Genomic DNA, 23,265 nt, shown 5'->3' on the forward strand with positions numbered 1-23,265 from the left:
TTACAGCACCTTTGCTTCGTTCTTGAGTTTGGCGACCAGCTCGGCGGCATTCGCCACCTTGACCCCAGCGGAACGCTTGGCCGGTTCGGCCACTTTCAGCGTCTTCAGGCGCGGAGTCACATCGACGGACAGATCGGCCGGCGTAGTCTTGTCCAGCGGCTTTTTCTTTGCGGCCATGATGTTCGGCAGCTTGATGAAGCGCGGCTCGTTCAGGCGCAGGTCGGCGGTGACCACGGCCGGCAGGCGCAGCTTGACGGTTTCCAGGCCGCCGTCGATCTCGCGCACCACGTCCGCGGTCTCGGCCGACAGGTCAACCTTGGAAGCGAAGGTGCCTTGGGCCCAGCCCAGCAGCGCCGCGGTCATCTGGCCAGTCTGATTGGCGTCGTCGTCGATCGCCTGCTTGCCCAGGATCACCAGCTGCGGCTGTTCCTTCTCTACCACGGCCTTCAGCAGCTTGGCCACGGCCAAAGGCTGCAGCTCGGCTTCGCTTTCCACCAGGATGGCGCGGTCGGCGCCCATGGCCAGCGCGGTGCGCAGGGTTTCCTCGCACTGCTTCACGCCCATGGACACGACGACGATTTCGGTCGCCTTGCCGGCTTCTTTCAGACGCACGGCTTCTTCGACGGCGATTTCGTCGAACGGGTTCATCGACATCTTGACGTTGGCGATATCAACGTCGCTGCCGTCGGCTTTGACGCGGACTTTCACGTTGTAATCAACAACGCGCTTCACTGCGACTAGAACTTTCATATTCCTCCAGCAAACATCTGTTGGGTTAGGACCGGTTCAGGCCCGAAAACGCGGAAGGCAACGAACGGCCAGCTGAGTCTGATTATGCCCCAAGCAAATTTCAAACGAGCGTTTGGTTTGTATGCCGACACCCCAAGCGTGGTGAAAATGCAACTCGGCGTCGATAGTACGTCATTTCCCGCGGGTTTGCATTTCAAGGCGAAGCTGGCACAATGCGGCAGTGCATTGCAGCATTTCCTTGTCATAAACCGTGGAGCTGTCATGACCGTCTATTTCGAAGACCTCGCCGTGGGACAAAGCGCCGAATCCGGCAAAACCGTCACCGAGGCCGACGTGCTGTTGTTCTCCGCCGTCAGCGGCGACAACAATCCCGTGCATCTGGATCAGATTTACGCGGCGTCCACGCCGTTCGAGACCCGCATCGCCCACGGCATGCTGACCGCCAGCCTGATCTCCGGCGTGATCGGCACCCGACTGCCCGGCTACGGCACCATCTACCTGTCGCAGTCCACCCGCTTCAAGGCGCCGGTCCGCATCGGACAGACCGTGATCACCCGCGTCACCGTCGCGGAATTGATTCCGGAAAAGAAACGGGTGCGGCTGACCACCGAATGCCGCGTTGGCGATCATGTGGTGCTGGAAGGCGAATCCTTGGTGATTGCGCCTTCGCGCGGCTAATCGCCAGAACTGACGCCATGCCGAGCCAGGGCCCAGCGCACCGGCTCGGCCACCAGCTCGTCGGGAAAATCCAGACGCCGCCGCAAGGCGGCGATCACTTCGGGGCTGGTGGGCGCATTGCCCAACCCAACCGCCAGATTCGACAGCCACTTGTGATAACCGATGCGGTAGATCGGGCTGCCGGCCATCCGCTCGCGGAATGCCTCCGCGCTCCAGTCGAACAGTTCTACCAGACTGGCGCGATCCAAACCATGACGCACCGCAAAATCAGACTCTTCTGATAAAGCTCCGAAACGATTCCACGGACAGAACAGCTGGCAATCGTCGCAGCCATACACCCGGTTGCCGATCAGCGGACGCAATTCATGCGGAATCGCGCCTTTCAGTTCTATAGTCAGGTAGGAAATGCAGCGCCGCGCATCCACCTTGTACGGTTCGACAATGGCGCCGGTGGGACAGACATCCAGGCAACGGGTGCAACGACCGCAATGTCCATCCTCCGCCTCGTCCGGCGGCAGCGGCAGATCGGTCAGGATTTCGCCCAGGAAAAACAGCGACCCCTGCTTCTTGGTCAACAATAATGTGTGCTTGCCGCGCCAACCCAAGCCTGCCTGCGCCGCCAGCGCCACTTCGGCCAGCGGCGCGCTGTCGGTGAACACCCGGTAGCCGAAGGCGCCGATAGCGCCCTCGATGCGCTCGGCAAGTTTTTGCAAGCGGTTGCGCAGCACCTTGTGGTAGTCGCGGCCCAGCGCGTAGCGCGACAAATAGGCTAGCGACGGATCGGCCAGCACCTGTTCGGCCGGCCTCGCCTCCGGCCAGTAGTTCATGCGCAGCGAGATGACGGACAAGGTGCCCGGCACCAGTTCGGCGGGGCGGACCCGCAATGCGCCGTGGCGGGCCATGTAGTCCATCTCGCCATGGTAGCCGGCCGCCAGCCAGTCCTCGAGCTCGCGCTCGGCCTCTGGCGGCAGCGCCGCGCGGGTGATCCGGGCATCGGCAAAGCCGTCTTCGCGCGCCCAGGCTTTGATTTGGCGCGACAATTCGGGATAATCCGGTTTTTGAGGAGGATTCTCAGTCATGGCGATGGATGATACCAGCGTTGTGGCCGGCAGCCTGCCGGACGAACGCGCCACGCTGATGCTGGGCGCCGCTTTCGCCGCCGCGGCCCGCCCCGGCCTCACCGTCCACCTGCGGGGCGACCTGGGCGCCGGCAAGACCACGTTCACGCGCGGGCTGCTGGCCGCGCTCGGGCACCAGGGCAAGGTGAAAAGTCCCACCTATACGTTGGTGGAAAGTTACCCGCTGTCCGAATATAGCATCCATCATTTTGACCTTTACCGCTTCGCTGACCCGGAAGAATGGAACGACGCCGGCTTCAGCGAATATTTCGGTCCCGATAGCCTATGCCTGGTGGAGTGGCCAGACAAAGCCGAGGATCTATTGCCCGCCGCCGACATCGTGCTGGAACTTGCCGTCGCCGGCGAGGGTCGCACTTACCAATTCCAAGCTCAGACACCAACCGGACAGTCATGCCTGATTCGACTTTCGACCCAAACCGCCGCGCATTGCTAGGCGCCGCGGCCGCTACCTTCCTGCTTGCCGTCAGCCGTACGGGGCTGGCAGCCGACAACCAGATCGTCGCCCTGCGCATCTGGCCATCGAGCACGTACACCCGCATCACGCTGGAATCCGGCAGCGCCATCCAGTACAAGCAGTTCACCCTGGCCAATCCAAGCCGCCTGGTCATCGATCTGCAGGGCGTGCAGTTGAACGGCGTGCTGAAGGACATCAGCGGCCAGATCACCAAGGCCGACCCATTCATCGCCAACGCCCGCGCCGGCCAGTTCGACCCGGATACGGTGCGGCTGGTGCTGGAACTGAAGACCGACGTCAAGCCGCAGGCTTTCACGCTGGCCCCGGTGGCGGAATACAAGCATAGACTGGTGGTGGACCTGTATCCGGCCAGCGGCGTGCAGGATGATCCTTTGCTGGCGCTCTTGCAGGATTACAACAAGGGCAAGCTGGAGCAGCCGCCCACGCAGATCAAGCCCAAGTCCAAGAACAGCGACCGCCCCATCGTCGTGATGCTGGATCCGGGCCACGGCGGCGAAGACCCCGGCGCCATAGGCCTGCAAGGCAACCGCGAGAAAGACGTGGTGCTGAAGATAGGCCATCAGCTGAAACAATTGATCGACGCCGAGCCGAATATGAAGGCCTATATGACGCGCAGCGACGACGTGTTCATCCCGCTGGGCGTGCGCGTGGCCAAGGCCAGGAAGCTGAATGCCGACTTGTTTGTCTCCATCCACGCCGACGCCGCGCCCAACCGCGCCGCGCGCGGCTCCTCGGTGTTCGCGCTGTCCGAGAAAGGCGCCACCAGCGCCTTCGCCAAGGCGCTGGCGCAGACGCAGAACGACTCCGACCTGATAGGCGGCGTCAAGATCGGCAGCAAGGACAAATATCTGGCTCACACGCTGCTGGACCTGACGCAAACCGCCACCATCAACGACAGCCTAAAGCTGGGCAAGACCGTGCTGGGCCAGCTCGGCGGCCTGAACAAGCTTCACAAGAACGCGGTGGAGCAAGCCGGTTTCGCCGTGCTGAAGGCGCCGGACATCCCGTCCATCCTGGTGGAAACCGCTTTCATTTCCAATCCGGAAGAAGAACAGCGGCTGATCACCGCCGAGTTCCAGCAGCAGATGGCCAATGCCATCTTCAGCGGCGTGAAAAACTATTTCGCCTCCGGCGCCGCGCTGGCCGCGCGCGCCTGATCGCCTGCCCCAAAGCAAAACCGCCAGGTCGAGTCCTGGCGGTTTTTTTATGCGTAAGGCCTGGCGGCGCTCAGTGCGCGGCCGGCGGCAGCTCGCCCGGCGGCGTCTCCTCTTCTGCCGGCACGCGATAATTCTCGCTGGCCCACTGCCCAAGGTCGATCAAACGGCAGCGCTCGCTGCAAAACGGGCGATAACGGCTCTGCGCCTCCCAGCGCACTTCGGCGCGGCAGGTGGGGCAGGCGACAATGCGGATGGATTCAGCCATGAAACTCAGAACTTGCAATTGGTGAGGTAGAACTCGACATCCTGCTCGGTCTGGCGGGGCCGGGCCTCGCCGGTCACCGCGCCGACGAAACGGATGTTGAGCGCGTATTTATTGGCGGACAATTCCGGCAGCAGCGCCAGCGTGTCGTCGTAGGCGACGCGGATCAGCTGCACCACCTTGCCGCCGGACATCTGCTGGAACGCGCCGCGGCGCGCCACATAATGATGCGTCTTGCCGCTGTCTCGCAGCAGCCGCAGCAGGATGTCGGACGCGTCCGCCGTCGGCATCAGCGGCGCGGACCAGCGCTGCATGTCATGGCGGCGCTCTTCGGCCGGCTTCTGCTGCCACAAATGATAGGAAGGCAGATCGAACTGGCAGGTCCCGCCGGGAATGCCGGCGCGCTGCTTGATCGCCATCAGCCACTCGTTTTCGCGCAGGTTCTGGCCAAACTTGCCGGTCAGCGCCAGCAATTTTCCGGACGCGCGCTCGATCTCCTCCAGCACGCCTTCCAGCGTCTCTTCGGCCACATTCGGATTCTCGCGCAATGCCTCCAGCATCTGCTTCTGCCGCTCCAGTTCCTGCAGCAGATCGGCCTTCAGGTCTGCGCGCGATGCCGTTTCCATCAGTTCAAAAAGAACCAGCAGCGCGGCATGATGGTCATGGGGATGATCCTTGCCGACGAAGTAGGCCAGCCGCCCGTACAGGTATTCCAGACGCAGCAGAATACGGGTGCGCTCGGTGACAGGAAATTCAAAACTGATCACGGCAGATCTGCCCTTCTCCACGGCTTGCATCAAGCCTCAAAACATTGCATTGACAAGATTTGCCAGATAATAACCGTGTTTGGCATCAACTTGAAGCCTCAATTCTGCCAAGCCGCTGTTATTGTCGATGACATCGTCCGCGCGGCGCAGCCGCTCCTCGCGCGGCAACTGCGCCGCCATGATCGCCCGCACCGCCTGTTCGGCAAAACCATTGCGCCGCATGACGCGCTCAATCTGGGTTTGCTCGTCGCAATCTACCACCAGCGTGCGCGCCAAGAGTGGCAGATAGCGCTCATTTTCAAACAGCAGCGGCACCACCAGCACCGCGTACGCTCCCTGCGCGGCCTGCAGCCTGCGCACACTTTCGTCATAGATGGCTGGATGCAGAATCGCTTCCAATTGATGTTTGCTATCGGGATTCGAGAAGATTTTCTGTCGCATCGCCGCACGGTCCAGGGCGCCATCGGCTGTCAGCGCCTGCGGGCCGAACGCCCGCGCGATCGCCGCCATCGCCGCTCCGCCCGGGCCGGTCAGCTGATGGGCGATCTGGTCGGTGTCGATCACCGGCACGCCCAGCTCGGCAAAACGGTCCGCCGCCGCGCTCTTGCCGGAACCGATGCCGCCGGTCAGCCCCACTACCGGGATAGCCATGCCAGATACCCCTCGACGATCTGCGGCCCCCACACCAGCGCAATCCAGCCGGCAGCGGCAAGATAGGGCCCAAACGGAATCGGCTGGCCACGGCCGACGCGCGAGGCGGCCATCATCGCCAGGCCGCAAACCGCGCCGACCAGCGACGACAGCAGAATAATCAAGGGCAGCATGCCCCAGCCCAGCCAGGCGCCCAGCGCCGCCAGCAGCTTGAAATCGCCATACCCCATGCCCTCGCGGCCGGTAGCCAGCTTGAACAGCTGATACACCAGCCACAAGGACAAGTAACCGCAGGCCGCGCCCAGCACGGCGTCGGCCAGCGGCACCATGCCGCCATGCAGATTGAACAACAGGCCGGCCCACATCAGCGGCAGCGTCAGGCTGTCAGGCAGCAGCTGGGTATCGAGATCGATGAAAGTCAAAGCCAGCAAGGCGGCGGTCAGCGCCATCGCGCCAAACAGCGGCCAGCCCCACCCCAGTTTCCAGGCGAGAAAACCAAACAAGAAGCCGCACAACAACTCCACCAGGGGATAACGCAAACTGATGCCGACGCGGCAAACGGCGCAACGGCCACGCAGCAGCGCATAGCTCAACAGCGGGATGTTCTGCCAGGCCCGCACCGCCGCGCGGCAAGATGGGCAATGCGAAGCGGGCCGCCACAGATTATAGCCCTGCGCCTCCGTCAGCTCCCCCATTGCGCCTTGCGCCGCCAATTTCAATGCGGGAAAACGGTCGCACTCGGCCAGATAACCGACACTGTCTGCCAGGAATTCGTTCTCCAGCATCCGCGGCATGCGGTGGATCACCACATTCAGAAAACTGCCCACCATCAGCCCAAACACCACGGCCGCACCCAGCAGATAAGCCGGGTGGGTCGCCAGCAACCACGCCATATCCTGCAGCATCAACCCACCACCTGACCCATTTTGAAAATCGGCATGTACATCGCAATCACCAAGCCCCCGATCAATACCCCCAGAATCACCATGATGGCGGGCTCAAGCAGGCTGGACAACGCCGCCACGGCGTTGTCGACCTCTTCCTCATAGAAATCGGCCACTTTATCGAGCATCTGGTCCAGCGAGCCGGACTCCTCGCCGATGGCGGTCATCTGCAGCACCATATTCGGGAAAAGATCGGTTCGCTGCATGGAAAAGCTGAGGCTGGAGCCGGTGTTGACGTCGGCCTGGATGCGACGCGTCGCCTCCGCGTATACCTGGTTGCCGGCGGCCCCGCCGACGGAGTCCAGCGCCTCGACCAGCGGCACGCCGGCGGTGAACAGCGTCGACAGCGTGCGCGCCCAGCGCGCGATGGTGGCTTTGCGGATGATGTCGCCGATCACCGGCAATTTCAGCAGGATGCGGTCCATCTGCTCCTGCAGTTTGGGCGTGCGCTTGAACGCATAGAAGAAGGCAAACAGCCCGCCAAAAATGGACCCGAAGATCAACCACCAGAAGCGGACGAACAAATCAGACAGCCAGATCACGAACAGCGTCGGCGCCGGCAGATTGGCGCCGAAACTGGAAAACAAGTCCTTGAACGCCGGAATGACATAGATCATGATCACCGCCGTGATGACGAAAGCGGTGCCGACGATGGCCGATGGATAAATCAGCGCCGATTTGATCTTGGACTTGATGGCCATCACCTTTTCCTTGTAGGTGGCCAGTTTATCCAGCAAAGAATCGAGCACGCCGCCGGCTTCGCCCGCGGCGATGATATTGCAGAACAGCTTGTCGAAATGCAGCGGCCGCTTGCGGAATGCCTCCGCCAGCGAGATACCGGTCTCCACATCGGCCCGCACCTCCAGCAGCATGCGCGTCACCGCGGGGTTGCTGTGCCCCTTGGCGGCGATGTCGAAAGCCTGCAGCAAAGGCACGCCGGCGCGCATCATGGTGCACAGCTGGCGGGTGAACAGGGTAATGTCTCTTTCCGTGATCTTGCGGCCGAAACCGGCGCGACGCTTGCGGATTTTCACCACGCTGATGCCCTGGCGGCGCAATTGCATCTTGGCGACGTTTTCCGACTCGGCGCGCAACTCGCCGCGGATGGCTCGGCCGGTCTTGTCCTTGCCCTCCCACTCCCAGATATGTCCCGGATTCGTTTTTTTTGTTGCCGTCGTCGCCATCACTCCCAACCTTCCTTGTTCACTTCAGGACGACGCCATGCGCCGCGCCGCTCTTCGCCTGCTCAGTCGTTGGTGACCGCTTCGATTTCCGCCAGCGAAGTGACGCCGCGCCTCACCTTCAGCAAGCCTGACTGTCGCAGGTTCAGCATGCCCTCTTTCTTCGCCAGATCGGCGATATCGACCGCCGTGCCGTTCTTCATGATCAAGCGCGTCATCGCATCGCTGATCGGCATCACTTCATAAATTCCCACCCGCCCCTTGTAGCCGGTGTTACGGCACTCGTCGCAACCGACGGGGCCGTATGGCTGCCAGCTGCCGTCCAGCTCGGCCTTGGCAAAGCCCGCGCGCAGCAGCGCTTCTTCCGGAATTTCCAGCGGCTTCTTGCAATGCGCGCACAGCCGGCGCGCCAGCCGCTGCGCCATGATGAGCAACACCGAGCTGGCGATATTGAACGGCGCCACCCCCATATTCAGCAGACGGGTCAGCGTGGCGGGCGCGTTATTGGTGTGCAGCGTGGAAAATACCATATGACCGGTCTGCGCGGCCTTGATGGCGATGTCGGCGGTTTCGAAATCGCGGATTTCGCCCACCATCAATACATCCGGGTCCTGCCGCAGGAAGGCGCGCAGGGCGGAAGCGAAGGTCAATCCGGCCTTTTCGTTGACGTTGACCTGATTGATGCCCGGCAGGTTGATTTCCACCGGGTCCTCCGCGGTGGAAATATTGGTGTCCGGCTTGTTCAGGATATTCAGGCAGGTGTACAGCGAGACAGTCTTGCCGCTGCCGGTCGGCCCGGTCACAAGCACCATGCCGTATGGCCGCGCGATGGTGTCCAGCAGCTGTTGCTTCTGCTCCGGCTCGAAGCCTAACTGTTCAATGTCCAATGATGCCGAAGAGGAATCCAGAATCCGCATCACGATCTTTTCGCCGTACAGCGTGGGCAGCGTGCTGACGCGGAAGTCGATGGCGCGCGTCTTGGAAATCACCAGCTTCAAACGGCCATCCTGCGGCACGCGCTTCTCGGAGATATCGAGCTTGGAGATCACCTTGATGCGCGAGGCGATCTTTTCCTTCAGGATCAGCGGCGGCTGCGCCACCTCCTTCAGCGCCCCGTCCACCCGGTAGCGGATGCGGTAGTACTTTTCATAAGGCTCGAAGTGGATGTCCGAGGCCCCAACGCCTATGCCGTCCAGCAACATCTTGTGGATGAACTTGACCACCGGCGCATCGTCCACTTCCGTTTGCGGCCCGGCATCGGATGGCGCATCCGGATCGCCAAATTCCAGATCGCCGAAGTCTTCGCCCTCCAGCTCCTTCAAGGCGGACGCAGGGCTGTCCTGATAACGGCCCACCAGCTTGGACAGCTTGTCGTCCTCCACCACCACGATTTCCACCGTCAAGCCGGTTTTGAAGGTGATGGCATGATAGGCGGAGGTCTGTGTCGGATCGGACGTGCCGATATACAACTTGTTGCCGCGCTTCAGCAAGGGCAGCAGACGGCGGCTGGTGATCAGCTCATCGTCGACCAGCCCCTTGGGCAATTGCTCGGTATCCAGCGCCGCCATGTCCAGCAGCGGGTAACCAAACACGCGGGAAGCAAAAACGGCCACATCGCGGGCGCTCATCTTCTTGCTGAGTATCAGTTGTTCGACAAAGCTGATATGCGAGGCGGCGGCGTGCTTTTGAATCGCCTCCGCATCCTGCTGCAACAGCATATTATGCTGAACCAAGGCCCGTCCGAGGCCGGAAATCCCTGCCGTAGCTTCCATAAGCGAAATGGGTCCAGTTTTGTCGTGTGAGTTTGAAGCCATAGGCCTTGGCGCTATTATATGCAAAATATCGCCACGGCTCAGCGACAATCCTTCACCGCTATGTCATGGCATCCTGCGGCACTGAATGCCATGAAAACGAAAAAGGACTGCCGCAGCAGTCCTTTTCTCGCAACCAGATGAATCGTCTTAGAAGCGGTGGATCAAACCGAGACCGAAGGAGTTCTCATTGTCGGCACCCGGGAGCTTCCACTTCACATGGCCATACGAAGTATAAACTTCCGTACGCTTCGAGACAGCATAATCAAGAGACAACACATACTGGTCATAGCCCGAGTTATTAACTGTGGAGCCATTGAAATTCGCGTCATACCCCTTGGCGTAAGAGAAGTACGGGGTAAAAGCTCCAAAAGTATAGCCACCAGTCAATGCCAATTCCTTAGTCTTCAGCTTGCTGGTATCAATCACTGCTTGCGACACCCCGCCAGTCACATACGCGGCGTTAATTTGGGTCCCCAAGGCCGAATTGTAGTAGCTACCAAAGCCATAACCTTGAATTTGCTGATAACCGAACGCCAAATAGATGTTGTTGGCATTGTAACCTGCTTCGAGGCGGTGCCAATCCTTGTTGCTGCCTGCAACATTCGAAGCATCTCCCCAGCTGGCGTAGCTGTACTTGCCGAAGTAACCGGCGTTTTCGTAGCTCAAGCCAATGTTGACAAATTGTCTATTGGTGCGTGATCCATTCAAACCAACGGCTCGCGCCTCATCAACTCCCCACAAGGCGGCATAGCTAAAGCCGTACCAAGTCGGACTATCATAACGAACCGCATTATTCACGCGATCATCCAGGCGAGTAAACATGCCAAGACCGCCTACACTCTGGCCACTGTAGTAGCCCGGGTCGACTTGCTCCATGTCCAGATTGGGGTAGTTGGACAGGCGGCCCAAACGAATCTGCCCCCAGCCGTCGCCAGCCAAGCCAACAAAGGTGTCGCGAGTGCCAAAGCCGGTACTGTTGCTGCCGTCTACATTCACTCGGCTCTCCACCTGCCAGATTGCCTTCAAACCATTGCCCAGATCCTCGTTGCCCTTGAAGCCCAGGCGAGAAGTCCAGTCATTGATTTCAGAGCTACCTTGCGGCTTGCCGTTAGCGTCCTTGGACAAGGTGGAACTATAGGTCTTGTTATATTCATAACCGCCGCGGATTTGGCCATAGATGGTCACATCCGCCATGGCGGCGGCTGGCAGGGCGGCCAGTGCCAAAGCGATGAGCTTCTTGTTCATTGCAGATCCTTTCAAGTCAGTTGATTTTGTCCTGTTGACTCATCGGCTTAGGCCGCTGGCCCGGACATTTATGTGCCGACGGTATATTCCGCCGGTCGCTGTTGCCAATATAAGACTGGCGTTGCGAAAAAACAAAGATCAACCGATTCAGGGCCTGCAAAATTACCCAAAAAACAACATCATCATCCGCAAATGCTTGATAGGAAAGCCATTCACCTAAGCGCAATGCATCAAGTTGTGCGGTTAAGAAACAACATCCCTGCGCTGTTGTGAATTTTTTACAACACAATCCAGCCAGCAGGCGCGGCCCCCATGCATGCAAAAACCGCCAATCGTTGCCGGATGGCGGTTCCCATGCAAGCCGCCGCGCCCAAAGCGCGGAAACCAGCGCTACTTGGCGGCCGGTTTCGCCGCCGGCTTGGCCGCAGGCGCGGCGCCGCCAACCACCAGATCCTTGCGCAGCTTGTCCAGCGTCTTGTCGCCGATGCCGGAGACTTTTTTCAGATCATCCACCGTCTTGAACGGTCCGTTCTTGGTGCGGTAATCGACAATGGCCTTGGCTTTGGCCGGGCCGATGCCGTTCAAGGCCTCCAACTGCTGGGGCGTGGCGGTATTCAGATTGACGGCCGCCCAGGCGAAATTGCACGACAGCAACAGGCTGGCCAACACAGCAAACCACTTCTTCATGGCGAACTCCTTGATGGAAGGTGTCTTGCAAATGGGTCTTGATTTTATGACATGCAGCTTACGCGCGCTGCAGGATCAATTCTAAAACCACTTTGCTGCCCACGTATGCCAGCATCAAGGACAGGAAGCCGGCCAAGGCCCAGCGTATCGCCACTCGGCCGCGCCAGCCTTTCAGGCGCCGACCTATCAGCAATCCGGCGAAGATCAGCCACGACAGCACGCCGAACACCGTCTTGTGCGTCAGCGCCGCGGCCTTGCCGAAAACCTCTTCCGAGAACACCACTCCGGTCAGCAAGGTCACCGTCAGCAACAGAAAGCCGACGGCGATGACTTGGAACATCATGGTCTCCAGCGTCAACAACGGCGGCAGCTGCTTGGCCAGCAGCGACACCCTGCGATGATGCAGCGCCCGCTCCAGCAACAGCATCAACACCGCGATCAGCGCGCCGATGGCGAACAGGCTGTAGGCCAGCATGGACACCAGGATATGCAGCACGAAGGCCGGATTGGACAGATCGCTGACCATGTGGCGGCCAGGGAAGGCGACGGCGAAAGCCAGCGCGCCCATCGCCAACGGCATCATGAACAGCTGCAGCCCTTCCACCTTGTAGAAGAAGCTGCAGGTCCAATAGATCAGCAGCATGATCCACACCATCACGCTCAGGGCGTGGCCCACGCCCAGCGACAATCCGCCGCTGACGCTGAGCGGCGTCACCACCACCACGGCCTGCACCAGCAGCAGCACGCCCAGCAGGCTGTGTTCCAGGCGCGGATTGCGCGGCCAGCGGGCTACGCCCTTCCAGTTGGCCAGGTAATGCCAGGTGAAGGCGCCATAGGACAGGATCAGAAACAGGGTCAAAACGAGCAGGAGGCTGGTCATATATAAGGTGTGTGATCAAATCCGGGCGCTTACCCGGCGGCTCGTGATAAAATCGACAGTTTGAGAGTCTACACCAAGCTGCCTAATCGTTGGCAGAGAGTAAGGACAGCACCATGCTAGACAACCTGACCAGCCGCCTGTCCGGCGTGATGAAAACCTTGCGCGGCAACGCGCGGCTGACCGAATCTAATATCCAGGACGCGATGCGCGAAGTGCGCATGGCGCTCTTGGAAGCCGACGTGGCCTTGCCCGTCGTCAAAACCTTCATCGCCCAGGTGAAGGAGCGCGCGCTGGGCCAGGACGTGATGGGCAGCCTGACGCCGGGCCAGGCTCTGGTGGGCGTGGTCAACGAAGAGCTCATCAAGCTGATGGGCGAGAAGAACGACGAGCTGAACCTGGCCGCCGTGCCTCCCGCCATCGTGCTGATGGCCGGTCTGCAAGGCGCCGGCAAGACCACCACCGTCGGCAAACTGGCCAAAAGGCTGAAAGAAACCCAGAAGAAGAAGGTGCTGGTGGTATCGGCCGACGTCTACCGTCCCGCCGCCATCGAGCAGCTGAAGCTGTTGGCCTCGCAAGTCGGGGTCGAATGGTTCCCGTCCGATGTGTCGCAAAAACCGGTGGACATCGCCCGTGCGGCGATCGACCACGCGCGCCGCCACTTCTTCGACGTGCTGCTGGTGGATACCGCCGGCCGCCTGGCCATCGACGAGGCGATGATGGACGAGATCAAGGCGCTGCATGCCGCGATCAATCCGATTGAAACGCTGTTCGTCGTGGACGCGATGCAGGGCCAGGACGCGGTGAACACCGCCAAGGCCTTCAATGAAGCGCTGCCGCTGACCGGCGTGATCCTGACCAAGATGGACGGCGATTCGCGCGGCGGCGCCGCGCTGTCGGTGCGCCACGTCACCGGCAAGCCCATCAAGTTCATCGGCGTAGGCGAAAAAGTCACCGGCATCGAACCGTTCCACCCGGACCGCATCGCCAGCCGCATCCTGGGCATGGGCGACGTGCTGTCCCTGATCGAGGAAGTCCAGAAGGGCATCGATCAGAAGGAAGCCGAGGTGATGGCCAAGAAGCTGAAGTCCGGCAAGGGTTTCGACCTGGAGGACTTCAAGGCCCAGATGCAGCAGATGAAGAAGATGGGCGGCATGGCCAATCTGCTGGAAAAGATGCCGGGCCAGCTGGGCCAGATGGCGCAAGGCATCCAGGGCGCCGAAGCGGAAAAATCCATGCGCCGCATCGAGGGCATCATCAACTCGATGACCCCGACCGAACGCCGCAAGCCGGAGCTGATCAAGGCCAGCCGCAAGCGCCGCATCGCCGCAGGTTCCGGCGTGACGGTGCAGGAAGTGAACCGCCTGCTGAATCAATTCGAGCAGATGCAGAAGATGATGAAGCAGTTCTCGTCAAAGGGCGGGATGATGAAGCTGATGCGCGGCATGAAGGGCATGATGCCCGGCATGTGAGCCAAAACAACGGGCGCCAGTCGCCCGTTTGTTTTGAGATAAAGACAAGCCGCCAGCAAGGCGGCATCAAAGCGCTACAGTGATTAAGAGCCGATAGCAAAATCTCATCTCGCACCTCAGCCCAGGCGCGCCGACGCAGACAGCACGCGTCGCGCGGCCAGCGGGCGCAAGGCAGGATTGAGCGTTTTGTTAGCGGCGCAAAGGGATCGAACCGGCCTCGCCGCCGGAGCCGTTAGTACCGCAACCCGCCGTTGTTTGGCAAACCACGTTTGGAAATACCCCGCATGAATCTGACTACGTTGACCGCTCTGAGCCCGCTGGATGGCCGCTACGCCGGCCAGGTCGAGGCCCTGCGCAACCTGTTCTCCGAATTCGGTTTGATGAAGTGCCGCGTCAAAGTGGAACTGGAATGGCTGAAGATGCTGGCCGCCGAGCCGGGCATCGAGGAAGTCAAACCGTTCTCCGACGCCACCATTCGCGAGATCGACGACGTGATCGCCAACTTCAGTGTCGAGCACGGCGAAGAGGTCAAGGCGATCGAGGTCCGCACCAATCACGACGTCAAAGCCATCGAGTACTGGCTGAAGGAACGTCTGTCCGGCAATCCGGAAGTGATGGCCGCCAGCGAGTTCATCCACTTCGCCTGCACCTCCGAGGACATCAACAACCTCAGCCACGCCCTGATGCTGAAGGCCGCGCGCAACACCGTGCTGCTGCCGACGCTGGACGAGGTCATCCACAAGCTGCAGAAGCTGGCCCACGAGCTGGCCGCCGTGCCGATGATGTGCCGCACCCACGGCCAGCCGGCCACGCCGTCCACCATGGGCAAGGAGCTGGCCAATGTGGTGTACCGGCTGAAGCGCCAGCGCGAGCAACTGGTGCATCAGGAAGTCCTGGGCAAGATCAACGGCGCGGTCGGCAACTACAACGCCCACCTGGCGGCCTACCCGGACATCGACTGGGAAAGCCTGTGCGGCCGCTTCGTCACCGGCCTGGGCCTGACCTTCAACCCCTACACCATCCAGATCGAGCCGCACGATTACATGGCCGAGCTGTACCAGGTGATGAGCCGCATCAACACCATCCTGATCGACCTGAACCGCGACGTGTGGGGCTACATCTCGCTGGGCTACTTCAAGCAGAAGGTGAAGAAAGACGAAGTGGGCAGCTCCACCATGCCGCACAAGGTCAACCCTATCGATTTCGAGAACGCCGAAGGCAATCTGGGCATGGCCAACGCCATCATGGGCCACCTGGCGGAAAAGCTACCGGTATCGCGCTGGCAGCGCGATCTGACCGACTCCACCGTGCTGCGCAATATGGGCGTGGGCTTCGGCTACACCCTGCTCGGCCTGAAGTCTTGCCTGAAGGGCCTGAACAAGCTGGAGATCAATCCGGCGCAGATCGCCGCCGAACTGGACGCCTCGTGGGAGCTGCTGGCCGAGCCGGTGCAAACCGTCATGCGCCGCCATGGCATCGCCAATCCGTATGAGCAACTGAAAGAGCTGACCCGCGGCAAGGGCGGCATCACCCGCGAAACGCTGCATGCCTTCATCAAGAGCCTGGAGCTGCCGGAAGCGGTCAAGGCCAGCCTGCTGGAACTGACGCCCGGCAACTATCTGGGCAAGGCCGAAGAACTGGCGCGCCGCGTCTGATCCGGCCGATTGATCCGTCCTGCACGCCGCCCCCAGGGGCGGCGTTTTGCATTTCAGCCGATCTTTATCGCCAAATTTGCGGCAACTTCGCCGCAAAAGCCATGCCGCTGTCGCATGCCAAGCAGAATTTAGTGGTCAAAAAGGCGTTTGCCCACGACAATGGAGTGTGAATAAGACCAGAATATCAGCTGCTGCAAACTGGAAACGCGGTGCTGTTCCCGCGAGACCGCCCGGACAAGGGTAAACCTTGAATGAGAATGGATGATCATGCAATCAATGTACGACCAATCCTCGAATCCCCCGGCAAGCGATGACGAAGTCGCCGCCATCCCGCAGCCGTCGTCCCCCCGCCCGCTGCTGCAACTGAACGAGCGCGTCCAGTCGGGGCTGTACCAATACTTCATCGAGCACGACACCAATCGCATCCTGCAGCATCTGGACACGCTGCGCGGCATGGCTTTCGCCCGCGAGATCGAGGACGACGAAGGCGCCCATGTGGAGCGACCGTTCCCGTCGGTCTGCCTGATCGGCCTGGGCCGATGCGGCTCCAATATCGCGCTGGACGTGGCGACGCTGGTCTACAACGCGCGCCGCTTCTACATGAATGAATTCTCCGGTGACGAAAAAAACCCGCCAGAGCAAGAACAGCGCCCGCGCAAATGGATACGCCGCAATCTGCTGTCCCAGCACAAGACCGCCAAGCCTGCCTTCCTGATCGAACCCATGGTGATGCTGGGCGACCTGGACAAGGACATCAAGGGCCGCATCCGCTTCTCGCGCCGCGGCGAACAGAGCGATTTCTTCAGTAATTACAACAAGATGAAGATCATGGACCTGGCCGAGGTCCATGCCGGCGGCGCCGGCAACGCGCCCATCCTGGGCCAGTATCTGGCTAAAATCATCCTGAACAAGGACACGGTCAGCTTTTCCGACCCGGAATGGGCGCTGATCCATTCCTATCTGATGGACTCCTGCGGCATCAAGGCCAACCAGTCGCGGCTGTACTTCTACATTTTCAGCGCCGGCGGCGGCACCGGCTCCGGCATGGCGTCCGAATTCGGCCTGGCTCAGCAGTACGCCTACATGAGCAAGACCTTCGAAACCCGCAACGACGACAAGCCCGGCCAAGTCGACGATTACGGCTTCGTGTTCGAGCCCATCTTCACCAGCGGCATCTGCATTCTGCCGAATATCTCCGGCCAGCACGCGGAAGGCTCCGAAGCGCTGCACATCAACGCCGGCCGCCTGCTATGCAAATACCTGGCCGAGGAGTGGGACTTCTCCTACAACTTCGTCAACGAGGAAGCCGGCGCCGAAAGCGTGATGCGCCGCATCCGGCCGTGGAACGCGATGATGCTGATCTCCAACGACATCATGCGCTACGCCGAGGAGAGCGAAGGCGGCAATATCGAGCACCTCGACGTCAACGCGATGGAGCGCCACGCCAACCAGTACATCTCGCAGCAGATCTTCAACATCCTGACCGCGCAGGCCGTCACCAGCGACTACGACGAGAACTACTTCCTGCGCGCCGGCATCGACATGGGCGAGACGATACGGCTGGACGCCAACGACCTGTTCATGAGCCTGGCCGGCCCGGTAGCGGTGGCCTACGCCGAATCGGTGGTCAGCGACCCGCTGGGCTCGGATGGCTTCGTCAACAAGCTGGACATCGACGACCTGTTCTTCCGCTCCATCGACCTGCCCCACTTCAACCAGCAGACGCAGGCGATCGAGGGCATCAGCCTGCTGCCGATCGAATGCGAAAGCTATCGGGCGGCGCTGGAAGAGTACAAGCAGTCCGGCTACGCGGCGGAAAAGCTGAACCAGCTGTTCTTCTTCCAGAACTGCTCGTCGGTGGTGGCCATCCTGTCGCTGCCCAAGGGCTACAAGCTGTCCTACCTGGATCTGAACCGGCTGAAGCGGCACCTGAACGATCTGTTCCCCAGCACCACGCTGAAGCGCTACGCGCTGGTCATCGGCGCCTCCACCAACCTGTCCTTGACCACTCTGGTGGCCAAGAGCCCGTGCTTGAGCGATGACTTCCTGACGCTGATCGTCGCCTACATCAAGCGCTGCTTCGCCCATGGCAATCATCGCTTCGACGACAGCCTGGACAATGTCATCCTGGATCTGATCACCTCGGACACCTTCGACGAGACGCTGCTGGAAAAGCTGCTGAACGATTACGAAAACCCGGCCAAGATCCTCGACACCAACTGGTTCGCCATCAAGCCGATGTACGAGAAGAAGTACCGCGAGCTGATCCGCGACAACAAGAAGTTCGTGTCGATCAACGACATCCGGCTGACCCGCGAGCATGTGCAGAAAGCGGTGTGCTACCTGCGCGAGATCTACCGCCATCGCATCGGCAAAACGCGCGTCGTTTCGCTCAACCGCTACGCGCGCAAAAAGTCCTGACGCGCCGCGCCATCCTCAAACAGCCCTCCCATCCGGAGGGCTGTTTTCATTGCGTTGATGCGCGCTAGAACTTTTTTTCGCGCCTGACGCCCTCCCGGTCAACGGTACGCCCCCTTGACCAGTTAATGCAGTTTGGATGATGGGCTCCGCCGGCCTCGCCGGCAGCAATCCTTAACAAAAACCGCACGGCATCGCCATGCAATCCTGCCACAGAACATCCCAAACCTGGCATAAGCTGCAAAGACGGCGCGCATCATGGCGTGCCCGCCGCGACCGCGCGCCAACCTAGCGAGGCAAGCCGTACCCTATGTGGATTGTCGAAACGGCCCTGAAACGGCCCTATACCTTCATCGTGATGGCCATCGTCATCCTGCTGGCCACCCCGCTGGCCATCATGCGCACGCCGGTCGACGTGCTGCCGGAGATCGACATCCCGGTGATCAGCGTGATCTGGGGCTATGGCGGCCTGGCGCCGCAGCAGATGGCGGACCGCATCACCCAGACCCACGAACGCGTGCTGACCACCACGGTCAACGACATCGAGCACATCGAGTCGCAGTCGCTGGCCGGCATTGCCATCATCAAGATTTTCTTCCAGCCCAACGTCAACATCCAAACCGCCATCGCCCAGGTGGTGTCGGTTTCGCAGGCGGTGGTGAAGCAGATGCCGCCCGGCGCCACGCCCCCCTTGATCATCAAATACACCGCGTCCAGCGTGCCGGTGATCCAGGTTGGCCTGTCCAGCAAAACGCTGTCGGAACAGGAGGTGTTCGACACCGCCATCAATACCATGCGGCCGCAGCTGGTGACCATACCGGGCATCGCCATCACCTACCCCTACGGCGGCAAAATACGCCTGCTGTCGGTAGACCTGGACAGCCGCGCCATCGCCGCCCATGGCCTGACCCCGACCGACGTGGTCAACGCGGTCAACGCGCAGAACCTGGCGCTGCCTTCCGGCACCGCCAAGATAGGCGGCACCGAATACGATGTGGAGCTGAACGGCTCGCCGGACACCCTCGCCGGCCTCAACGACATCCCGGTGAAAACCGCCGACGGCGCGACGGTATTCCTGCGCGAGGTGGCGCATGTGCGCGACGGCTTCTCGCCGCAGACCAATATCGTCAAGCAGAACGGCCAGCGCGGCCTGATGATGTCGATCTACAAGAACGGCGGCGCCTCCACGCTGGACGTGGTGAACCACCTGAAGGAAAAGCTGCCGGGCCTGCTGCCCTTGCTGCCTAAGGACCTGCGCGTCAGCCTGCTGGCCGACCAGTCCATTTTCGTGAAAACAGCCGTGCAGGGCGTAATCCATGAGGCCCTGGTCGCCGCGCTGCTGACCGCAGCGATGCTGCTGCTGTTCCTCGGCAACTGGCGCACGACTTCCATCATCGCCGTCTCCATTCCGCTGTCCATTTTCTCGTCCATCGTCGCGCTGCACATGATAGGCGAGACCATCAACGTGATGACGCTGGGCGGCCTGGCGCTGGCGGTGGGCATCCTGGTGGACGACGCCACGGTGACGATAGAGAACATCGAACGCCACCTGCACATGGGCTCGCCGCTGTACACCGCCATCCTGGACGGCGCCGGCGAGATCGCCATCCCGGCCTTCGTCTCCACGCTGTGCATCTGCATCGTGTTCGTGCCGATGTTCTTCCTGGAAGGCGTGGCGCGCTATCTGTTTGTGCCGATGGCGGAGGCGGTGGTGTTCGCCATGCTGGCTTCCTATGTGCTGTCGCGGACCCTGGTGCCGACGCTGGCGCTGCTGCTGATGGAACACCAGCATCGCCAGGGCCGCATCGCTGCCCTCATCCACCGCATGCATGAGCGCTTCAACGCGCGCTTCGAGCGGCTGCGCGAGGTCTATGTGCATCTGCTCAGCCACCTGCTGACCCGCCGCAAGGCCTTCATCGCCGTCTTCCTGGGATTCTGCCTGGCCTCCTGCGGCCTATACCTGTTGCTGGGCCGCGACCTGTTCCCGGAAGTGGACACCGGCCAGATCAAGCTGCACGTGCGCGCGCCCACCGGCATCCGCATTGAGAACACCGCGGCGCTGGCAGATCAGGTGGACGCGGAGATCCGCAAGGTCATCCCGCCGCCGGATCTGGACTCCATCATCGACAACATCGGTTTGCCGTATAGCGGCATCAACCTGTCGTACAGCAATTCCGGCACCATAGGTACGCTGGACGCCGATGTGCTGATCTCGCTGAAGCTGGACCACCGCCCCAGCGCCGACTACATCGCCGCCCTGCCCAAACAGCTGGAAAGCCGCTTCCCCGGCGTGGAGTTTTTCTTCCAGCCCGCCGACATCATCACCCAGATCCTGAACTTCGGCGCCCCCGCGCCCATCGATGTGCAGATTTTCGGCAAGGATCTGACGCAAAACGCCGCCTACGCCGGCCGGCTGCTGCGCCGCATCCAGGCGATCCCCGGCGCCGCCGACGTGCATGTCCACCAAAGGCTGGATGCGCCTGCCATCCAGTTGACCATGGACCGGCCGCGGCTGCAGGGCATGGGCATCGCGCCGCTGGACGTCGCCCAGAACTTGCTGCTGCCCTTGTCCGGCAGCCAGCAGACGCAACCGGCGTTCTGGCTGAATCCGAACAATCACATCGTCTATAACCTGCAGGCGCAGACCCCGCAATACCGCATCGATTCGCTGGATCAGCTGCTGAAGCTGCCAGTCAACGCGCCGGGCAGCCATGGCATGGGCGCCCAGACCCTGGCCAATCTGGTGCGCGCCTCGCCGGGCCGTACCCCCGCCATCGTCACCCGCTACAACATCCTGCCGTCGGTCGATGTCTACGCCAGCGCGCGCGGCCGCGATCTGGGCTCGGTGGCCGCGGACATCCAGAAGGCCATCAACCAAGAACAGGCCCAGCTGCCCAAGGGCAGCCATGTCGGCATGCGCGGCCAGGTGGAGACCATGCGCTCCTCCTACCTGGGCCTGGGCGTCGGCATTCTCGGCGCCATCGTGCTGGTCTACCTGCTGATCGTGGTGAATTTCCAGTCCTGGCTGGATCCGTTCATCATCATCAGCGCGCTGCCCGCCGCGCTGGCCGGCATCGCCTGGATGCTGATCGTCACCGGCACCAATCTTTCGGTGCCGGCGCTGACCGGCGCCATCATGACCATGGGGGTGGCCACCGCCAACAGCATTCTGGTGGTAGCCTTCGCGCGCCAGCGCATGCGGGAAGGGCTGCCGCCGCTGTCCGCCGCGCTGGAAGCCGGCGCCACCCGGCTGCGCCCGGTGCTGATGACGGCGCTGGCCATGATCATCGGCATGATTCCGATGGCCATCGGCATCGGCGAAGGCTCGGAGCAGAACGCCCCGCTCGGCCGCGCCGTGATCGGCGGCCTCTTGTTCGCCACCGTGTCCACGCTGCTGTTCGTGCCGGTGGTGTTCGCCGCCTTCCACCGCTATCTGGGAAAACGCAAACAAGGCGCGGCTGGCGCGGCCGACAACGCCGCCCCTTCCGCACAGGACGCATGACATGACTGAGCCACGCCACGGTCACCAGGGCCTGCCCGAACTCCATCTGCGCCACGCCCGCCGCGGCGCGGTGGCGCGCAAGGCGCGCATCGCCGCCGCCATCGCCATTGGCCTGCTGCTGGCGGGCCTCGGCCGCACGCTGCTGGTGCGCCACGCCAATGCCGAAGCGCTGGCCAAGGAGGCCGAACGCCACGCGGTGCTCACCGTCAGCGTCGTCACGCCCACCCGCGGCCGCGGCGACGCCAAGCTGACGCTGCCCGCCACGCTGCAAGGCATCGCCGAGGCGCAGATCTACGCCCGCACCAACGGCTACATCAAGCGCTGGCACAAAGACATCGGCCAGCCAGTGAAAAAAGGCGAGCTGCTGGCGGAACTGGACATCCCCGATGTAGACAAGCAGGCGCAGCAAGCCCAGGCCAACTTCGCGCTGGCGAAAACCGCTTACCTGCGCTGGAAGACGCTGCGCGCTCAGGACGCAGTGTCGCAGCAGGAATTCGACGAGAAGGAAAGCGCCTACAAGCAAGCCGACGCCGAACGGAAACGGCTGCGCGATCTGCAAGACTTCGCCCGCGTCGCCGCGCCGTTCGACGGCATCGTCACCCGCCGCAACATCGATAGCGGAAGCCTGGTCAACGCCGGCAACGGCGGGCTGCCGCAGGCGCTGTTCGCCGTCGCCCAGATCGAGCGGCTGCACCTGTACGCCTATGTGCCGCAGGCCAACGCCGCCGCCATCCGCGTGGGGCAGACTGTAGAGATCATACGCCAGGAGGCGCCAGGCCAGCCGATCAAAGGCAAAGTGGCGCGCACCGCCGGCGCCATCGACCCCGCCACCCGCACCCTGCAGGTGGAAGTGTCCATTCCCAACGCCGGCCACGGTCTGCTGCCGGGCCAATACGTGGATGCCACCTTCCGCCTGCCCAAGGGCGACGCGCTGACGCTGCCAACGAATACGCTGCAGTTCAACGCCAAGGGCAGCCGCGTGGCGGTGGTCGGGCCGGACAACAAGGTGCATCTGCAGCCGGTGGCGGTGGGCACCGACTACGGCCATGAGGTGGAAATCCGCGCCGGGCTGAAACCCGACGACAAGGTGATCATCAATCCGCCAAACTCGATCAATGACGGCCAGCCGGTGGCCATCGTCGCCCCATTGCAGGAGGAATAAGGCCATGCGCGCGCGGCCCCTGCTGATCGCCGCCGCACTGGCCGCCGCCCGGCACAGCCAACTGGCGGCGCACAGAACCCTGGTGCAATTGCATGGCAGCCAATGGCTGGCCAATGTCAGCCGGCTCAAGGCGGCGGCTGGCAAGTCAGCCTCCGCTGATAGTCAAAAGCCATACCCTGCAAATCGTAATAAAACTGCTACAAATAATTGGACAGGCCGGTTGGGGGCATCCACGCCAGGCCTGCCGGTTTGCTGTAGCGGCCTGGCCATTTCTCTTCTCTCCAGTCAACGCTCCACTCTGTACGGCACCGGCCAGCTGCGCCGCCTTCGAAAACCCCTGTCAATAAGGTGGTCATTATTAGCGTTGCGGAGTAGCATAAAAAAAATAAGCCAACCGGCAAAGCTATCAGTTTTGGATGTTCCCTAGCG

At 61.6% G+C, this 23,265-nt stretch carries 20 protein-coding genes; 9 read left to right on the forward strand and 11 right to left on the reverse strand.

Going from position 1 to position 23,265, the window contains the following annotated elements; genetic code table 11:
* On the reverse strand, positions 1 to 750 hold the full coding sequence (locus QUG01_RS06905) for an electron transfer flavoprotein subunit beta/FixA family protein (protein WP_500829484.1): 750 nt from the start codon (positions 748 to 750) through the stop codon (positions 1 to 3).
* A 261-nt stretch (positions 751 to 1,011) separates the two neighbouring features.
* Between QUG01_RS06905 and QUG01_RS06910 the strand changes: the two genes are divergently transcribed.
* On the forward strand, positions 1,012 to 1,428 hold the full coding sequence (locus tag QUG01_RS06910; protein ID WP_500829485.1) for a MaoC family dehydratase: 417 nt from the start codon (positions 1,012 to 1,014) through the stop codon (positions 1,426 to 1,428).
* On the opposite strand, the gene queG is transcribed toward QUG01_RS06910, so the two are convergent.
* Positions 1,425 to 2,507, reverse strand: a complete 1,083-nt coding sequence (gene queG, locus QUG01_RS06915; protein ID WP_500829486.1) for a tRNA epoxyqueuosine(34) reductase QueG — start codon at positions 2,505 to 2,507, stop codon at positions 1,425 to 1,427. The genes QUG01_RS06910 and queG overlap by 4 nt on opposite strands.
* A gap of 4 nt (positions 2,508 to 2,511) precedes the next feature.
* Between queG and tsaE the strand changes: the two genes are divergently transcribed.
* Positions 2,512 to 3,000, forward strand: coding sequence for a tRNA (adenosine(37)-N6)-threonylcarbamoyltransferase complex ATPase subunit type 1 TsaE (gene tsaE, locus QUG01_RS06920; RefSeq protein ID WP_500829558.1), 489 nt, complete (start codon positions 2,512 to 2,514; stop codon positions 2,998 to 3,000).
* A complete protein-coding gene (locus QUG01_RS06925) occupies positions 2,958 to 4,199 on the forward strand; it encodes an N-acetylmuramoyl-L-alanine amidase (RefSeq protein ID WP_103316497.1) in 1,242 nt (413 codons plus the stop codon). Before tsaE ends, QUG01_RS06925 begins: the two co-directional genes overlap by 43 nt.
* 70 nt (positions 4,200 to 4,269) lie before the next feature.
* Here the strand turns inward: QUG01_RS06925 and yacG are convergent, their stop codons facing one another.
* From yacG to QUG01_RS06970, 9 genes are all read right to left on the reverse strand, one after another.
* Positions 4,270 to 4,464 (reverse strand): DNA gyrase inhibitor YacG, encoded by a 195-nt coding sequence (gene yacG, locus QUG01_RS06930; protein ID WP_103316495.1) that lies wholly within the window; start codon positions 4,462 to 4,464, stop codon positions 4,270 to 4,272.
* Positions 4,465 to 4,469: 5 nt separating this feature from the next.
* Positions 4,470 to 5,228 (reverse strand): cell division protein ZapD, encoded by a 759-nt coding sequence (zapD, locus tag QUG01_RS06935; protein ID WP_199154391.1) that lies wholly within the window; start codon positions 5,226 to 5,228, stop codon positions 4,470 to 4,472.
* A gap of 36 nt (positions 5,229 to 5,264) precedes the next feature.
* The gene (coaE, locus tag QUG01_RS06940; protein WP_500829487.1) at positions 5,265 to 5,864 is read right to left on the reverse strand and encodes a dephospho-CoA kinase; all 600 of its coding nucleotides are present in this window, start codon (positions 5,862 to 5,864) and stop codon (positions 5,265 to 5,267) included.
* Positions 5,864 to 6,784 carry a prepilin peptidase gene (locus QUG01_RS06945; RefSeq protein ID WP_500829488.1) on the reverse strand — a complete coding sequence of 307 codons (921 nt, stop codon included), beginning with the start codon at positions 6,782 to 6,784 and terminating at the stop codon, positions 5,864 to 5,866. Before QUG01_RS06945 ends, coaE begins: the two co-directional genes overlap by 1 nt.
* On the reverse strand, positions 6,784 to 8,007 hold the full coding sequence (locus tag QUG01_RS06950) for a type II secretion system F family protein (protein WP_500829489.1): 1,224 nt from the start codon (positions 8,005 to 8,007) through the stop codon (positions 6,784 to 6,786). The genes QUG01_RS06945 and QUG01_RS06950 overlap by 1 nt, the downstream gene beginning before the upstream one ends.
* A gap of 62 nt (positions 8,008 to 8,069) precedes the next feature.
* Positions 8,070 to 9,776, reverse strand: a complete 1,707-nt coding sequence (gene pilB / locus QUG01_RS06955; RefSeq protein WP_500829490.1) for a type IV-A pilus assembly ATPase PilB — start codon at positions 9,774 to 9,776, stop codon at positions 8,070 to 8,072.
* Between the two features lie 189 nt (positions 9,777 to 9,965).
* Positions 9,966 to 11,063, reverse strand: coding sequence for a porin (locus tag QUG01_RS06960; RefSeq protein ID WP_500829491.1), 1,098 nt, complete (start codon positions 11,061 to 11,063; stop codon positions 9,966 to 9,968).
* Positions 11,064 to 11,453: 390 nt separating this feature from the next.
* Positions 11,454 to 11,750 (reverse strand): ComEA family DNA-binding protein, encoded by a 297-nt coding sequence (locus QUG01_RS06965; protein WP_103316483.1) that lies wholly within the window; start codon positions 11,748 to 11,750, stop codon positions 11,454 to 11,456.
* Positions 11,751 to 11,808: 58 nt separating this feature from the next.
* A complete protein-coding gene (locus QUG01_RS06970) occupies positions 11,809 to 12,630 on the reverse strand; it encodes a cytochrome C assembly family protein (RefSeq protein ID WP_043621924.1) in 822 nt (273 codons plus the stop codon).
* A 113-nt stretch (positions 12,631 to 12,743) separates the two neighbouring features.
* Between QUG01_RS06970 and ffh the strand changes: the two genes are divergently transcribed.
* From ffh to QUG01_RS07000, 6 genes are all read left to right on the forward strand, one after another.
* Positions 12,744 to 14,099 carry a signal recognition particle protein gene (ffh, locus tag QUG01_RS06975; protein ID WP_103316479.1) on the forward strand — a complete coding sequence of 452 codons (1,356 nt, stop codon included), beginning with the start codon at positions 12,744 to 12,746 and terminating at the stop codon, positions 14,097 to 14,099.
* A 284-nt stretch (positions 14,100 to 14,383) separates the two neighbouring features.
* Entirely contained in the window at positions 14,384 to 15,754 is a 1,371-nt protein-coding gene (purB, locus tag QUG01_RS06980; RefSeq protein ID WP_103316478.1) for an adenylosuccinate lyase, read from the forward strand.
* 261 nt (positions 15,755 to 16,015) lie between these two features.
* On the forward strand, positions 16,016 to 18,175 hold the full coding sequence (locus QUG01_RS06985) for a hypothetical protein (protein WP_500829492.1): 2,160 nt from the start codon (positions 16,016 to 16,018) through the stop codon (positions 18,173 to 18,175).
* Between the two features lie 307 nt (positions 18,176 to 18,482).
* Positions 18,483 to 21,674 carry an efflux RND transporter permease subunit gene (locus QUG01_RS06990; protein WP_500829493.1) on the forward strand — a complete coding sequence of 1,064 codons (3,192 nt, stop codon included), beginning with the start codon at positions 18,483 to 18,485 and terminating at the stop codon, positions 21,672 to 21,674.
* A gap of 1 nt (position 21,675) precedes the next feature.
* Positions 21,676 to 22,836, forward strand: coding sequence for an efflux RND transporter periplasmic adaptor subunit (locus QUG01_RS06995; protein ID WP_500829494.1), 1,161 nt, complete (start codon positions 21,676 to 21,678; stop codon positions 22,834 to 22,836).
* 4 nt (positions 22,837 to 22,840) lie between these two features.
* Entirely contained in the window at positions 22,841 to 23,263 is a 423-nt protein-coding gene (locus tag QUG01_RS07000) for a hypothetical protein (RefSeq protein ID WP_500829495.1), read from the forward strand.
* Positions 23,264 to 23,265: the final 2 nt, after the last annotated feature.

The sequence above is a fragment of the Chromobacterium sp. CCUG 76385 genome (assembly GCF_059916625.1).